Origin of the sequence: Shewanella gelidimarina (genome assembly GCF_023283945.1) — a bacterium.
Classification (GTDB): Bacteria; Pseudomonadota; Gammaproteobacteria; order Enterobacterales; family Shewanellaceae; genus Shewanella; species Shewanella gelidimarina.
The window spans coordinates 39,485-56,399 of the sequence record NZ_JAKIKW010000020.1 but is presented as its reverse complement, the minus strand read 5'-3'; the positions used below and the strand labels follow the sequence as shown (position 1 = coordinate 56,399).

7 protein-coding genes are annotated in these 16,915 nt (G+C 44.8%); 5 read left to right on the top strand and 2 right to left on the bottom strand.

The window, feature by feature from the left end; all coding sequences use genetic code 11:
- Window position 1: 1 nt before the first annotated feature.
- The 3 genes from yidC to L2729_RS16095 all read left to right on the top strand — a co-directional run bounded on the left by yidC (window position 2) and on the right by L2729_RS16095 (window position 3,615).
- The gene (yidC, locus tag L2729_RS16105; RefSeq protein ID WP_101089163.1) at window positions 2-1,636 is read left to right on the top strand and encodes a membrane protein insertase YidC; all 1,635 of its coding nucleotides are present in this window, start codon (window positions 2-4) and stop codon (window positions 1,634-1,636) included.
- A gap of 115 nt (window positions 1,637-1,751) precedes the next feature.
- Window positions 1,752-3,113, top strand: coding sequence for a tRNA uridine-5-carboxymethylaminomethyl(34) synthesis GTPase MnmE (mnmE, locus tag L2729_RS16100; RefSeq protein ID WP_248989175.1), 1,362 nt, complete (start codon window positions 1,752-1,754; stop codon window positions 3,111-3,113).
- 193 nt (window positions 3,114-3,306) lie between these two features.
- Window positions 3,307-3,615 (top strand): DUF6916 family protein, encoded by a 309-nt coding sequence (locus L2729_RS16095; RefSeq protein ID WP_248989174.1) that lies wholly within the window; start codon window positions 3,307-3,309, stop codon window positions 3,613-3,615.
- Between the two features lie 10 nt (window positions 3,616-3,625).
- Here L2729_RS16095 and L2729_RS16090 read toward each other — a convergent pair whose 3' ends face one another.
- Complete coding sequence (locus L2729_RS16090) at window positions 3,626-4,123, bottom strand: GNAT family N-acetyltransferase (protein ID WP_248989173.1); 498 nt, start codon at window positions 4,121-4,123, stop codon at window positions 3,626-3,628.
- Between the two features lie 80 nt (window positions 4,124-4,203).
- Between L2729_RS16090 and L2729_RS16085 the strand changes: the two genes are divergently transcribed.
- Together L2729_RS16085 and L2729_RS16080 are read left to right on the top strand one after the other, a co-directional pair.
- Complete coding sequence (locus L2729_RS16085; protein ID WP_248989172.1) at window positions 4,204-4,812, top strand: phage tail protein; 609 nt, start codon at window positions 4,204-4,206, stop codon at window positions 4,810-4,812.
- A 66-nt stretch (window positions 4,813-4,878) separates the two neighbouring features.
- The gene (locus L2729_RS16080) at window positions 4,879-13,617 is read left to right on the top strand and encodes a tandem-95 repeat protein (protein ID WP_248989171.1); all 8,739 of its coding nucleotides are present in this window, start codon (window positions 4,879-4,881) and stop codon (window positions 13,615-13,617) included.
- A 608-nt stretch (window positions 13,618-14,225) separates the two neighbouring features.
- Here L2729_RS16080 and L2729_RS16075 read toward each other — a convergent pair.
- Complete coding sequence (locus tag L2729_RS16075; protein ID WP_248989170.1) at window positions 14,226-16,781, bottom strand: helicase-related protein; 2,556 nt, start codon at window positions 16,779-16,781, stop codon at window positions 14,226-14,228.
- Window positions 16,782-16,915 lie beyond the last annotated feature (134 nt).

Genomic DNA, 16,915 nt, shown 5'->3' with positions numbered 1-16,915 from the left:
TATGGAATCTCAACGCAATATATTGCTTATCGGTCTGCTTTTTGTCAGCTTTTTACTTTGGCAACAATGGCAAACGGATCAAGCTCCTCAACCGGTTGTAGCGCAAACTCAATCTTCAGTAGCGGCGTCTACTGTCGCCGATGCTCATAGTTCAGATGTTCCAAATGCTGATTCAGCATTACCAGAAGTGATTACCGCTTCTAAAGAACTCATCACTGTGACCACTGACCAACTTGAAATCAGAATTGATCCAATTGGCGGTGACATCGTTTATTCAGCTTTGCTGTCTCATAAACTTAAAGAAGAAGCTGAAGACCCATTTGTTCTGCTAGAGCAAACTAATGACATCTATTATGTCGCTCAAAGTGGTCTAATTGGTCGTGATGGTATCGACAGCAGTACTACAGGTCGTGCACATTTCGATAGCACAGCCCGTGATTTTGACTTAGCAGCAGGCCAAGACACATTAAATGTGCCATTAACCTACTTAGCACCTAACGGTGTGACTTACACTAAAATGTTTACCTTCTACCGTGGTAAACATAATGTTGATGTTGCTTACCAAATCAACAACAGCTCTAGTGCGCAGCTTCAAGTTCAGATGTATGGCCAAATCAAGCACAGCATCAAGAAAAGCGAAAGCAGCATGATGATGCCGACTTATCGTGGTGGCGCATTCTCAACAGCAGATACACGCTATGAGAAATACAGCTTCGACGATATGGCTGATAAGAACCTAGACAAATCGACTCTTGGTGGTTGGGCAGCAATGCTACAACACTATTTCGTTTCTGCTTGGGTACCACCAGCAACTGATAAAAACGTTATCTTCTCAAGCGTAAGCGCGGGCGGATTAGCTAACATCGGTTTCCGTGGCGCGCTATATGACATTGCACCTGGTAGCGAACAGACCATTAAAGCCCAGTTCTATGTCGGCCCTAAAGATCAAGAAGCGCTATCGGCTATCTCTGAATCATTAAATCTGGTTGTTGACTACGGTTTCCTTTGGTGGCTAGCCATTCCAATTCACTGGTTATTGATGTTCTATCAATCATTTGTGGGCAACTGGGGTGTGGCAATTATCCTTATTACGCTTACCGTTCGTGGCATGTTATATCCACTCACTAAAGCGCAATACACCTCTATGGCGAAGATGCGTAATCTACAGCCTAAACTTGCGGAAATGAAAGAACGCATGGGTGATGACCGTCAGAAGATGGGTCAAGCGATGATGGAACTGTACAAGAAAGAGAAAGTTAACCCTATGGGTGGCTGTCTACCAATCTTGCTACAAATGCCAATTTTCATCGCTCTATACTGGGTATTGTTAGAAAGTTACGAGCTACGTCATGCACCATTCATGTTATGGATTACTGATTTATCAGTACAAGATCCATACTATGTGATGCCTATTCTAATGGGTATCTCAATGTTTGTGATGCAAAGAATGCAGCCAATGGCACCGACTATGGATCCAATGCAAGTTAAGATGATGCAGTGGATGCCGGTTATCTTTACCGTATTCTTCTTATGGTTCCCAGCGGGTCTGGTTCTATACTGGTTGGTAGGTAACTTAGTCGCGATTACACAGCAGAAGATTATCTATGCTGGCTTGGCGAAGAAAGGGTTAAAATAACTCTTAGTTCCAACTAAGCAAAGCGGCTAGATACTTCGGTATCAGCCGCTTTTCTCATTTAATGAGAAACACTTTTTGTTAATCACCTTTCATATTTGAACTAGGAAACACAGTAATGACAACAGATACTATCGTGGCACAAGCGACCGCTCCAGGTCGTGGCGGTGTCGGTATTATTCGAGTGTCTGGCGACTTAGCTAGCAATGTGGCTATGGCTGTAATTGGGCGCATACCTAAAACCCGTTATGCCGACTACTGTGACTTTAAAAATGACCAAGGCGAGGTTATCGACCAAGGTATCGCTTTATATTTTAAAGGCCCTAACTCATTTACCGGTGAAGACGTGCTAGAACTTCAAGGTCACGGTGGCCAAATCGTGCTTGATATGCTCATTAAGCGTGTGATGGAAACCACAGGGTTACGTATCGCCAGGCCCGGTGAGTTCAGCGAGCAAGCTTTTATGAACGACAAGCTTGACCTAACGCAAGCAGAAGCGATTGCCGACCTAATTGATGCCACGAGTGAACAAGCGGCTAAAAGCGCTTTAAACTCGCTACAGGGCGAATTTTCGACCCAAGTACACGAACTTGTCGAACAAACCACCAACCTACGCTTATACGTTGAGGCTGCCATTGATTTCCCAGATGAAGAAGTCGATTTTTTATCTGACGGCAAAGTCGCAGCGTCGCTGTACCGGATCATCACTCAGCTCGATTCAGTGCAAGCAAGTGCAAAACAGGGTTCTATCATCCGTGAAGGCATGAAAGTGGTTATTGCAGGCCGTCCTAATGCAGGTAAATCAAGCTTACTCAATGCTCTCGCCGGTAAAGAGTCCGCTATTGTCACCGAAATAGCGGGTACCACTCGCGATGTATTGCGCGAACATATTCACCTAGACGGCATGCCACTGCACATCATTGATACCGCTGGCTTGCGTGATACTGTCGATACCGTTGAAAAAATAGGTATTGAACGCGCATGGGACGAGATAACAACCGCCGATCAAGTATTGTTTATGGTTGATGGCACCACGACTACCGCCGTTGATCCTCATGAAATTTGGCCAGACTTTATCGATCGCCTGCCCAAAAACTTAGGCATAACAGTCGTCCGCAATAAAGCCGATCTCACGGGCGAAACATTGGATGTTACCGAAGAAGCAGGACACCCCGTTCACCGTATATCGGCTAAAACAGGCTTAGGTGTAGCAACGCTGCAACAACACCTAAAATCCTTAATGGGTTATCAAAGTAATCTAGAAGGTGGCTTTATCGCACGTCGTCGCCATTTAGAAGCACTCGACCTTGCTAGCAGCCATCTACAATTAGGTAAAGAGCAACTCGAAGTCTATCAAGCAGGCGAATTGTTGGCCGAAGAACTACGCATGACTCAAATGGCATTATCGGAGATCACCGGTAAATTTACTTCAGATGACCTATTAGGAAAGATTTTTAGCTCTTTTTGTATTGGTAAATAACCCTACCCACCTCATATTCCATTTCAAATAAAGCGAACGCCAACACGTTCGCTCTACATATTTGCAACATTCCATTTTACAATCTATAGTCAATTACAGTTTAGGTAATCCCCTAAACTTACGTAATAAAAATATAAAAATACAAAAAAACACAGATCACAATGGATGTCATATCGTATAGAAAGGAATCTAGATGATACACAGCTTAGATAAGTTTAACTTTCTAATGCTTAAAGCAATGGAAGGCGAGCAGTTACGCATAGAGGATGGCAAAGGTAATAGTCTGTCACTCACTATCAGTACAGTCATAGCTGGAGCAGCTCATAGCACTGACTATGAAAGCTTTAGCACTCATCTCACCGATATAGCGCCCGAACGAATTCCTCAAGGTAATTACACTTTTAGCCACCCTAAAATTGGCAAACACCCCCTTTTTTGTACTGCTACCTCAGCAACCGATTATGAAATTGTCATTAATCGTGGTCTGAGCGCTATCCCATAACAAACACACATTATTGATGACGCCACACCATCAGCAGATAGACCTCATCAGTCTCAGTTTTTAAGGAAAATCCAAGCCGCTCATACAAAACTATAGCGGGATTGTTGCGCTCAACATGAATCGATATTGTAACACCGAGGCTTATCGCTTGTTGAAACAATAATTCAAAAAGGTGAGTGCCTACACCTAAACCACGATATTCAGGTAATAAAGAGATGTCGACAATCCGGATATCTTGCCGCTCATCAAGCCAGTAATCAACAAATAACCGGCCAATAGCTTGGTTTTTATAGTAAATAATATTAAAGCTGTCGGTGCAATAATGCTGACAATAATAGCGGTACTGGGCATTAAACTGCTCAGATAAAAAGACATTTAATTGCGACTCTGACCAGTTGGCGGCCGCAAACTCAGCCTGACGAACACTGGCATATAGCCGCGATAAAAAAGGAACATCGGCTTCATTATGAGTAACAAGCTCAAGTGAAGTAAGTTGTAAACCGCTCATGTTTGGTCATTTTTATGTAGTAAATGGTTCGTACCCAACATACGCAAAGGAATGAAAATAACAAGTTTTGGAGAAAGACAATGTCGGAACCATTTATCGGTGAAATCAAGATGGTGGGGTTTAACTATGCCCCTAGAAATTATGCAAAATGCGATGGTGCAATTATTGCCATCTCACAAAATTCAGCATTATATTCATTATTAGCAACCCAATTTGGTGGTGATGGACGTACTACTTTTGGTTTACCTGATTTTCGTGGCCGCACACCGATGAGCCAAGGCACTGGCCCAGGGTTAACCACTCGAATTATGGGGCAGAAGAATGGCTCAGAATACAACACGCTACAACTGGCACAAATGCCTAACCACGCCCACCCGATAGTCGATACCGAAACCAAAATCACCGGCACATTAAGTATTTCGATTCCCGCCTCAAGCGACAACGCCACTGAGACCACCCCGATTGGTAACGTGCCAGCCATAGGGATCTCAGCATCAAGAGCAACACCTTTATATGCCACAGAGGCCACTGGTAAAATGAAAGCGTTTGAGGCCAAACTAGACACCACAGCCGAACTCAAGACTAACACCCAAAATACCGGCGGCAATACAGCCGTTAACAATGTGCAACCCTACCAGGTGGTGAACTTTATCATCGCACTGCAAGGGTTATATCCCCCCAGACCCTAAGGCTAGATTTAACGGACATCGCTCACAGGGCAGTTAGCTGCCCCGCACTCCACTCAAGGAATTACCATGGACAGGCTAAAATTTTTTTTCTGCGTTATATGTATAACCACCATTTTTACTCCTTTAGCGCAAGCGGCTGCAGATGTCACTTTTGATGGGGTTGGTGTAAATGCAAACCTTGGTCAACCCTATATAGACGGGGATTTCACCTTTGATCAAGATGTGAATGGTGGAGGGGCCCAGTTCATCGGGTTGATAAATGGAGGAGCTATAGGTAATTTTGATAATGCCCAAGGCTCTAACGCGGTCACTTTTCAAACTACAAATGGGAGCGAATTTAGCCTGGTCTCCTTTCAGATGGAGTGGGCGGGGGGCGATGATATTTATTCTATATCTGCCTATAAAGACAACGGATTAATAGGCAGTGAAACTTGGGATCAAACCGGCCTTTCAGGATTTAACACTTTCACGCCAACGACTAGTCATTTCGATAATATCGACGAAATAAGGGTAATTAACAACTTAAATGCTGCTGGATTTATACTCGTTAACTTTGACAATATTGATGTCGATGTAGCGGTCACTCCCAACACAGCCCCCACCACAACCGACCTTAACGGCGACAGCTTTACCTACACCGAAGGTGATGGAGCACAATCACTCGATCAAGCTACATCTGCGACGGTTACCGATGCCGACGGCGGCGACCTCAATGGCGGTAACATCACTCTCACTATCACTTCAGGCGAAGATGCTGCCGAAGATACTCTCTCCATAAATACCGCTGGCACCATTTCATTGGCTGGAACAGCTGCGGGCAGCAATGTATTGATAACAGGCCCCGGCGTCATCGGCACTTTAGGCAATAATATTGCTGCAGGTAATGACTTTGTTATTAACCTAAATGCCTCAGCCACCCCAGTACATGTGCAAACTTTAGTGCAAGCACTCACCTATGAAAACAGTGATAACGATAACCCTACTACCGGCCCCCGCAATGTACGCCTGACTATTAATGATGGTGATGGTGGCACCTCAAGTAATGCCGATATCACCGTCACTGTAGCAGGGGTTAACGATAGTCCCAGCTTAACTAATCTAGCCGGCGATAACCTTAACTACAGCGAGGGTGCTGGTGCGCAGAATATCGATAGCAGCAACAACGCGACGATTACCGATGTCGATTCAGTTAATTTCAATACCGGTAGCCTCACCATTACAATCCCTACCAATAAAGATGCCAGTGAAGATATTATCGGCTTCGATAACAGTGTCACCACCACGGGCTTAGCCAGTGCCAGTATTACAATAAGCGCGACTAATATAGGCACACTCACCAATGCTATATCCGAAGGCAACGATCTAATAGTCACCTTCAATAGCAATGCAACACCCACCTTAGTCCAATCACTTGTTCGTGCTATCACCTATGAAAATAGCGATAATGTCGCGCCTACCGAGTCAACTCGCACCGTTAGATACGTGCTCACCGACGGCGATGGTGGTAGCAGTGGTAATATCGACACCACGATCATTGTCAGTGCCGTTAACAATTTGCCTGTTGGCACAAACAACACGCTCACCCCAAATGAGAATACAACGTTAACCATTGCGACTGCAGACTTTGGTTACAGCGATCTAGAAGGCAGTGTTCTTAATCATATAACCATAACTGCTGCGCCAGTAAATGGCTCACTTTGGTTAGATACCGATAGCAGTAACACCATCAATAACGCCGAGTCAGCATTAGCCACTAACGCAACGGTGAGTAAGGCTAATCTTGATGCGAGCTTGCTAAAATACTTCCCAAATGGCAGTACAAGCTCCAGTTTCAGCTTTAATGTCAATGATGGTATGGGCGATGCAGCAGCTGATAACACCATGACCTTGACGGTCAATGCACAACCCACAGTCACCATCAATCAGGCCAGTGGACAGGGAGATCCCACCAATAATCCAGCGATTGTATTTGATGTGGTCTTTAGCGAATCAGTGACAGGCTTTGATAGCAGTGATATTAACCTAACACTCGATTCAGGAATGACAGCTAGCGTCACCAGTGTTTCTGGAGGCGGTGCTAGTTACACAGTAACCGCAACCATTACTGCTGGCGACGGAGATATCAATGCTAACATCCCAAGTTCAGCGGCGGTAGACGGCTCAGGCGCGCTCAATAAAGCCAGTAGCAGCACAGATAACCAAATTACCTTCGATAATACGCCACCAGCAGCCCCCACAGGAATCGATTTGGCAGTGGGATCAGATTTAGGTGATAGTGATTCAGATAACCTCACCAGCGATAACACGCCAAGCATGAGCGGCGCAGGTGAAACGGGCTCAACCTTAACCTTGTTTGCCGATCTCAATAATAACAGCGCCCTTGATGGCGGCGAACCGAACACCACAGCTTCAGTGAGTGCAAGTAGCTGGAGTTTAGTGATGCCAACACTAAGCGATACCGATCATAGCTTAGTCACGTTTCAAACAGATGGCGTGGGCAACGTATCTCCCATGAGCGCCCCTCTCTCCATCACTGTAGATACAGCAGAGCCGACAGGCCAAAGTGTCGCCCTAGACCAAGATCCCGTATTTAATGACAATCAAACTGCGGTTAGCTTTCAATTTACTAATAGCGAAGTAAACAGCCATTATCAATACATTCTTACCAGCTCAGGTGGCGGAACGCCCACTTCAGGTAACGGCACCCTTGCCAGTACAGACGAGTCAATCACAGCGATAGACGCAACCAGCCTACAAGACGGCACTTTGACCTTATCGGTCGTCTTGACGGATCCGGCAGGCAACGCCGCACCAGCAGTAATAGATACTGCCGATAAGGACACTTCACCACCAAGCAGCTTCGCTATCTGGATTGATTCTGCGATTAATGCTGCCAATGCTAACAATTTCACTATCAAAACCGATGTAGCCGAATTAAACACTTTATTGTCTTACAGCATCAGCTCAAGTGGCGGCACAGGGACGGTCAACGGCTCAGGTTTATTGGTTGACCAATACACCATGGATTTTGGCAATATTGATGTCAGCTCGTTAGGTGACGGCACTTTAACGCTTTCAGCGATCCTTACCGATCCCAACGGCAACAGCGCCACCCCTTCTGTCAGTACCGTTGAAAAAGATGCACTAGGGCCACAGATAACTTCAGCTTCCCTCAATACCGGCAACCTCAAAGCTGGCGACACCATCACGGCTGTGGTGAATTTCGACGATTCGGTATTATTAAGTGGTAGCAACAGCACCGCCACACTTGATATTGGCGGAGTCAGCCGCACAGCGACATACGCCAGTGGACATAACAGCACGACTCTCACCTTCAGCTATGTCGTCGTCAGTGGTGATAACGACACTGATGGCGTTACGCTCAGCTCAGTGCAGAGCAACAGCGATACCGCCCAAGATAGCAATGGTAACGCTGCCATCCTAACGTTCACCGCACTGACAGAGGTCAACTTGCTGGTGGACACAAGCGCACCTGGTGCACCCACTCCCGAACAGGTAGCGCAAACACTCAATGCAGATACGCTCACATTGAGCCAAAGTGGTTATGGTGAAGATGGCATCACTGTCAGTCTACTGGCCGATGGCGATGGCAATGGCATTGCCGACAACAGTACACCGCTCGCAAGCGATACGGTCAGTGACGGTAACTGGTCAGTCAATGCCAACCTGACTCAGGACAGTGATAACTATTTTGTGCTGCGAGTTAGCGACATTTCAGGTAATCAGAGTGACTTAGCCATTGGCAACTTCCTTGAGGACTCAACCGCACCAGATGAGCCAGTTATCACCGCACCACTGGTCGATCTCTATCAAACCAGTACCGCGTTTACTATTGTCGGTAACCACACAGAAGACGGCATCATCATTGGCCTTTATCCAGACAACGACAATAACGGTATCGCCGATAACGATTCTTTAATGTTCCAATCTTACGTTGTGGCTGGCAGCTGGAGCATATCCTTTACTCAAAATGAAAATAGTCCTTTCAATTTTGTCGCCATCGCCAGCGATCAAGCCGGCAATACCTCTGCCAGCGTAGCCGTCGCCACTACCGTGCATGATGATATAGCCCCAGACGCCACAATCACAGCTCTGCTCACCAAGGACACCACCCCAGAAGTCACCGGCACCCTTACCGATGTTGGAGGTTTGGCTACACTCACCTTCACCTTGGAAGACTCTGGTGGGACAGTATACGGTCCCTATACACCAGACAGCTTCAGTGACATCAACAGCGGTAACTGGACTGACAATGAAATAGACGACACGCTCAGTGATGACACCTATGATGTCAGCATCACAGTGAGAGATTTGGCAGGTAATAACCAGATTATTACAGAGATAGGCAGCATTGAAGTCGACACTCAGGCACCGTCCAGCTATAGCGTATCAATCAATCAAAGTCGTATTGATACTGGTAATGAAACCGCTTTGAGTTTTGATATTTCTAGCGCTGAAGTTGGTACTCAATACAGCTACAGCATCAGTGATGGAGTCAATAGTGTTACCGGAACAGGAACCATAAGCTCAACGGTTCAAACTGTAGACAATATTGATGTATCAAGCCTATCAGAGACAACCATTACGCTGTTCCTCACGCTAACGGATGATGCCTCAAATACCGGAGATATTGTTAATGCTAGCTCGAACAAGATATATAACCTTTCACCTATAATTAGCCAAGGCGAAAACACCAGCGTTACGCTAAGCGAAGATGGTGTTCCAACGCCATTCAGCCTAAGTCTCAACGCCAGCGATATGGATGGCGACCCCCTCACTTGGAGTCTAAGCACCATACCAAGCAATGGTTCAGCTTCTATAGTGAGTAACAACAATCAGGCCAGCATTAACTTTAGCCCGACAGCTAACTACAATGGCAACGACTCATTTATTGTTAATGTTAGCGATGGTTTATTCACTGCTAGCATTACCATCAATATTACGGTTAGCCCGGTTAACGATGCCCCAACGATTACAGGCTCGCCAAGCACGACAGTTAATCAAGGTGCAAGCTATGGTTTCAGCCCTGCTGCCCATGATATAGACAGTACTAACCTCACGTTCCAGATCAGCGGTAAACCTAGTTGGGCAAGCTTTAACAGCGAAAACGGTAGCCTAACGGGAACGCCGGCCAATGACGATGTGGGGACTCACAGTAATATTGTGATCACCGTGAGTGATAACAGCGGTGCCAGTGACAGCTTAGCCGCATTTACCATTACCGTCGTGAATGTTAATGAAGCACCTGAAATATCAGGCGTTCCAAATTCATCGGTAATTGTCGGCCAACGGTATACCTTCACCCCTATAGCAACTGATAACGATGTTGGTGATGTATTAACCTTTAGTGCAACTAATAAACCGGCTTGGTTAACGCTTAATAGCGACTCCGGATCATTAACGGGTACACCAGAAATTGAAGATGTCGGTATAGTGGACGCTATAACTCTAAGCGTGAGCGACGGTAAACTTACCAGCTCACTTAATAGCTTTGCTATTGAAGTCATCAGCAACAACCAAGTGCCAAGCGCTAGCGATTACACTGTGTCAGTAGAAGAAGACACTAGTTTAGCTATAGACCCCCAAGCTGAAGATAAAGATGGAGACTCACTAACATACACCTTAGTCGCCTCAACCAGCCATGGAGAACTACAAACAAATGGCCAATCTTGGCTATATCAACCAGAAGAAAACTTCCACGGCGAAGATAGTTTTACCTTCTATGCCAGCGACAATGAAGCAGACTCTGAAGTTGCTACTGTAACTATCACGGTTTCACCCGTGAATGACGATCCAGTTGCCATGCCAGATGAAGTTAGTGTCGTCAGTACTAGCAGCAATTTTTACACTTTATCAGTGTTGGGTAATGACTACGATATTGATGAAGACGAGCTCAAACTCATTGGTGTTTCTGCCGACATAGGTTCGGTCACCATTGATAATAATCAACTCGTTTATCAGGCTATAGAAGGAACCTTAAGCGCGATTAACATTAGCTACATGATAGAAGATGGCAATAAGGCCACTGCCGAATCGACACTGCGATTAACCATCAAACCAAGTGATAACAACGAGCTTCCACTGCTTACACTCCCTAGCGATATAGAGCTTAATGCTCAAAGCCTATTCACAAAAGTAGAACTCGGGTTTGCGACTGCAACGGATAGATTAGGGAATGCTATTTCAGTCAAGCTATTAGATGAGGACAACTACTTTGCACCAGGAAACCATCAGGTTTACTGGCAAGCAGAAGACAGTGAAGGGAATATTGTTACAGCGGCTCAAACTTTGGTTATCCACCCACTTATTTCACTCAGTAGGAACAGAGTTACGGCGGAAAATTCAGAGCAAACGGTTAAAATATATTTAAATGGTCCGGCGGCAACCTATCCTTTAGTCATCCCATACAGTGTATCGGGAACTGCTGATGCAGGTGATCATAATCTAGCTAACGGTGAAGCAGTAATTACAGAAGGTACTCAAGGTGAAATTAGTTTCGATATCTTTGCTGATGGCGAAGTAGAAACTGATGAAACATTGATAATAACCCTTGATGAAAACCTTAACCGCGCAAGCCAATCAAGCACCGAAGTGTTAATTACAGAGGCCAATATTGCACCAGAAGTTAGCTTGAGCGTGACTCAAGACTCTGAGTTGACCAATATTATCCTTATCTCTGGTGAGCCCGTAATTCTCAATGCTAGTGTGTTTGACGCAAATCCAAATGACGGCCATCAGTACAGTTGGCAGGCGAGTGATAATGCTATTACCAGCCTTGCTACAGAGAATAACCAGTGGATATTTAACCCTAATGACTTAACCGCTGGAGTGTATTCATTCACTGTTGTCGTGACAGACGATGCAACCGAACAAAAGTCATCGACCAAAGAAGTGTACTTAGACTTAGTAGAACAACTAGCTGAATTAGGTGAGGAAGATAGCGATAATGACCTACTACCAGATAATCTAGAAAGCCGTCAGGACTCTGATGGAGACGGTATTCCAAACTATTTGGACAATATTTCAGACTGTAACTTGCTGCAACAGAAGTTAGTGAATGACCACACATACCTAAAAGAGACTAATCCCAGCCTATGCGTTCGTAAAGGACAATACACAGCAGGTAACGAGTCAGGCGGTTCATTCCTAACTCCAGAGGAAGTAAAACAGCTATTAGGGGAGGATAATACTGCTGAGAATATAGGCGGAATATTCGACTTTATTATCTATGACTTATCGGTTGTCGGTCAGAGTGCCAATATTGTTATCCCACAATACCAGCCACTGCCGCTTAACGCTGTTTACCGAAAATTCACACCCAATGGATGGGTAGATTTTAGCCAAGATGATAAGAACACCTTATTATCTGCACAAGGAGAAGCTGGCTACTGTCCGCCACCTGGTGCAACACTTTGGACACCAGGTCTAACTCTTGGTCATTGGTGTGTACAACTCACCATCGAAGATGGTGGAGCCAACGATGATGATGGACTAGCGAATGGCAAAATTGTTGATCCTGGTGGAGTAGCCGTTAATAAACTCGGTAATACCCAACCTATCGCCAACCTAGATACCATAACAATGTTAGCCGACACTCAAGTCATTATTGATGTACTCGCTAACGATACTGATGATGATAATGACCCACTTACTATTATCAATGTTAGTGCCAATATTGGCCAAGTATCTATACAGGATGACAAGCTATCTTATACGTCACCGGCACCCTATCTAGGTCAAGTCATCGTTAACTACACAGTCGATGATAACAAGGGTGGAACCGCTTTCGCTAAAGTAAAAATAGAGGTTATCGCTAACACTTCGCCTATTGCTAATGATGACCAAGCAAGTACGACTGATAAAGACGATATCGTGATTGATGCCTTACTCAATGATACCGATATTGATAATCAAGCTTTGAAAATAACCCAAGCTGAAGCTGAAGTTGGTACGGTAACCATCACCAATAATCAGCTCCTTTATAGCCCTAAGGCAGGATTTGATGGACTCGATATTATTAACTACACCATTACCGACGAAAGTGGAAGCCAAGCCATGGGACAAGTAGAAGTGACTGTCAATGCCTATAAAGAGGTCATCGTTGAAAATAGCAGCTCTGGCGGTTCAGCCAGTAACATATCTATTCTGCTCACTCTATTAGCCGCTTTCTGGCGTAGGTTCGGCTATAAAGTGGCGGTAATCGCGTTATGTAGCCTCAGTTCAACAGCCCATGCTTCAGCTTGGTTTGTTGAAACTGAGCTTGGTCAATTCAGTGCTGATTTCGATAGAAATCAGCACTTGGAAGCCACAGATGTACTCAGCATTGACCACAGTGACTCCGGCTGGTCCTTAGGCCTAGGCTATCAATTTACAACCGACTGGAAATTAACGGCTCGTTATATAGACATGGGATATGCCACCGCCAACATTATAACCAAGATGAATCTACTCAATAACAACCATCAAGATGTAAGTGATATAGGACCTGTATTAGCTAGAGGTACAGGGCTTGATGTCCAATATACCTTTTGGCAAGGAGAGAGTTTTAGCACCTCATTACAACTCGGCGCAATATATTGGGAAAGTGATCAAAAAAGCGTAATAGTTGGTTCAGAACCCGTTCAGATCATTGAAGACTCCAACGAAGAGATAGATCCGTATTTTGGCATACAAGGAAACTTCAATATCAATGAGTCTTGGTATGCAGGAGTTGGTATCAAAAGGTACGCTTTGTCAGCCAATAATGTAGACTCATTTTACTTAATTATCGGCCTTCGCTTCTAAAATACTCTTCAATTAAGCTCGAGCTGGCAGGCTCATCGAACGATAGGGTCTGCCTTTTAATCAACCAAGATAACACATCTCTTTTTATAGCCACAAACAACCAATAAACCCCATAAACTCAACAACTTAAACAATAATAATTGTCAAAAGATTTAAAAATTAGATTTAGTTTCTTAAAATCTGTTTATTTATAATAACAAGTCAGAATCAAGCTTTTATTTAAAGTTATAGCCCTTATTTAATACCCTCAATGTAAGCCTATATTTACATCGCGATCGCAATTGATCGCCAACTGTAAACCTCCCTTTATAGACCACTAAAAGTAAGATCGTTAAATACAAGTATCAACAGAGATATCAACAAGCAAACACGATCAGAAAACAGATCTACACTTTAGCGACTTATCGATATAAGTCGTTGTTACTTAACAACTAAATAAAAATGAACTCTAATAAATATCCTCAAAAAAATGCTTAAAATAGATCTTTCTTGATAAGTTATACTCAGAAAAAAAACTTTAGATATTTCAACCTGTGTAAAAGTGGATTACCAGTCGTTAAGATCATCAATTAGTCGTATAGATCTTTACTCGAAGATCTACGCCAATATTACTTGATCTCAATAACACGACTCGCTTTGCGGTATTGGATCTTCCAGCCTGTCCAGCGCGGTAGTTCCCAACGTTTTGGCCCCTGCTTACGCCCCCCGTTTACATAATCTACAATCACCAGCTTGCGTTTAGGTTCATAGCTCACCGTTAATTTAAGCTCAGGTAACTGCAGTAACGCAGGATAGAGGTGATCAAACTCTTCACGCTGCCAATCTGGGATACCGTCAAACAGTAAATCATCATCCTCAAGCAGACCTAAATCTTCAAAATTCTCAACCCCTAATTGAACCAGCTTATCTTTAAGGTAAGTATCCAACACTAAAGGCTGTTTAATCTCATTTTCAAATTCTGCCGTTTTTCCCAGAGCAAACCATATATTCCATGCCGCAATATCAGCCGTTAAGCGCTTAGCAACACCAGACAATTCACGCCCTTGTATAATGCTGCGGGCAATAGCCTCAGTAGCCTGTTCACCCGATGCCCGCTCAAAACGAGAATCTATCACTCTGCCAGCATAGAGACGCTCTATAAGCACTTTACGCGTCGCTGAGCGTTCTTTATTTTCGGCCAACTTATCTTCGCCTAATCCAGCTTGGTAGAGTAACTGTGTCGAAATGGGTGCCATTACAGACCCCAAGTTCAATGTCTGCTTAACCCCTTTACCCGCGATAGAGTGTTGATCAAACACCACCGCCGCCGCGATTGCAGCATCTTTACCGGCAAAATCTTTAAGTTCAGCACTAAAGCGGCTATCACGACCAATTTGTACTTCACTAAAACCATTCCCTAACGCTTGCACCCGTTTAATACGTCGAATAAAAGCTAACTCTGGCAGCGCCTTGATAACCGCCAACAACCACCGCGTTCGCAGCGCATCTGACTGACGATTTAACACCGCGGCCTTGTTCAGCTTTGGCAGATCTAGCCCCTGCCGAATCTGACTCGCCAGCCTGCGCGCCTCTTTAACCGCATGATGCTCGATATTAAGGAAATCGACGGCAGGCTCTCGCACGATTTTAACCAGAGTTAAGGCATCACACCCCAGAGGCTCCCAGTCATGCAGCGACTTAATATCGTATTCAGTGACGGGTGGCTGATATAAACGTTGCGGCACACTAATCGCGGCGGCCAAATCAACCATTAACTCGGTGCATTCATCATCTGGCATGGCACTAATCAAATGCGCAAACTGAGTATCTATCGGCAACGGAAATAATTTTCTGCCATGAGCGGTGACTTTACCCTGTTGATCAATCGCGCCCATCGCAAGTAGACGGCTTTCTGCTATCGCTAGCGGTTTACTGTTAATCGCATCAACAAAGGTTAATTCAGCTAAGCGCACACCACTGCATGCAGCAGCCAACATAGGTTCAACCAACTCTTCGCGTTGTAGTTCTGGTGGTGTCATCGCCTCTAATGGCGCGTGCTCACCCCATAAACGCACACATAGGCCTGCTTGTGTTCGACCTGCACGCCCTTTTCGTTGCTCAGTACTGGCTCTTGATATTCGGGCCAACGACAACACCGTTCGACCATTACGTTGATGTGTACGCCGCTCAAGACCTGAATCAATCACTGCGGTCACGCCAGGAATAGTCAAAGAGGTTTCAGCGATATTGGTGGCAAAAATAACTCGCTGTGTAAGCGCACTGGCTAATAGCGACTGTTGCTCAGTAGCAGAAATACCACCATGTAGGGCGACCAAATCAATATTAGCTGAGCCACTACTTAATGACGTTGATGAAGCCGATAGAGATGGCAGTAAGGATTGGCAAGCCTGTAAACAAGATTGGATTTCACGTTTACCGGGTAAAAACACCAAAATGTCACCCGTAGTTTTACCCAACAATGATGTCACTGCGGTTTTGACCTTTTGCTCTAAACTCGATATATCCGGTAACTGCTGACTATCCGTTGCCGACTGGTACGATAGTTCCACGTGAAACATTCTACCTTTAGCCAACAATCTTTTTGAATTTATTCCAATAGAATCAGACAAGTAGTCATTCAACCTTGCACCGTCAATCGTCGCAGAAGTGAGAATTAAACGATGTTGATCCCGCTTTTTAAGTAATGCTAACAGTAAATCGGTATCCCAACGGCGCTCATGAAACTCATCAATCATAATGGTATCGAAACAAGCCAACCCCGCTTTCTCATCTATACCATTGTGTTGCAGTGACGACCCGTCCATAGACAGCCAACGCAACGCGATGCCCGGCGTCACAAAGGCAATATCGGTATTTTCATCCACGGTTGAATCAAAACGGATGGCATAACCGACGTTTAGCGGACTAGTACCTTTTGATAAAGAGCCTTTAGCTAACTCGCCGACAAAACTAGCCAACGCCAAGCACGCCACTCGCCTAGGTTCCACCACCAACACTCGCCTTCTACTGCCGTCACTCTCGGGTTCAGCACACCAAAGCGGTAAACGCGTCGATTTACCCGAACCGGTGTCAGACTCAACCACTAAGTGATGGTCTTTAATGGCAGATTTAAACTCTTGATAGAGAGAGTCGATAGGTAACTTGAGATTTTGAGGAGTGGGCATAGATGAATTCTAAACGGTAAGAGTAAAAACTATGATAGCGCGTAGTTAACTAAATTTGGCAATTAACTTATAAATTGAGCATTAGTAAATATTAAATTTACCTTGCTAAGAACAACTTGCAATCAATTGCTTTC

What these genes read in the sequence shown, in the direction of transcription:
- L2729_RS16075 (WP_248989170.1), bottom strand. Translation starts at nt 16,781, where the DNA reads ATGCCCACTCCTCAAAATCTCAAGTTACCTATCGACTCTCTCTATCAA.
- L2729_RS16080 (WP_248989171.1), top strand. Translation starts at nt 4,879, where the DNA reads ATGGACAGGCTAAAATTTTTTTTCTGCGTTATATGTATAACCACCATT.
- L2729_RS16095 (WP_248989174.1), top strand. Translation starts at nt 3,307, where the DNA reads ATGATACACAGCTTAGATAAGTTTAACTTTCTAATGCTTAAAGCAATG.
- yidC (WP_101089163.1), top strand. Translation starts at nt 2, where the DNA reads ATGGAATCTCAACGCAATATATTGCTTATCGGTCTGCTTTTTGTCAGC.
- mnmE (WP_248989175.1), top strand. Translation starts at nt 1,752, where the DNA reads ATGACAACAGATACTATCGTGGCACAAGCGACCGCTCCAGGTCGTGGC.
- L2729_RS16090 (WP_248989173.1), bottom strand. Translation starts at nt 4,123, where the DNA reads ATGAGCGGTTTACAACTTACTTCACTTGAGCTTGTTACTCATAATGAA.
- L2729_RS16085 (WP_248989172.1), top strand. Translation starts at nt 4,204, where the DNA reads ATGTCGGAACCATTTATCGGTGAAATCAAGATGGTGGGGTTTAACTAT.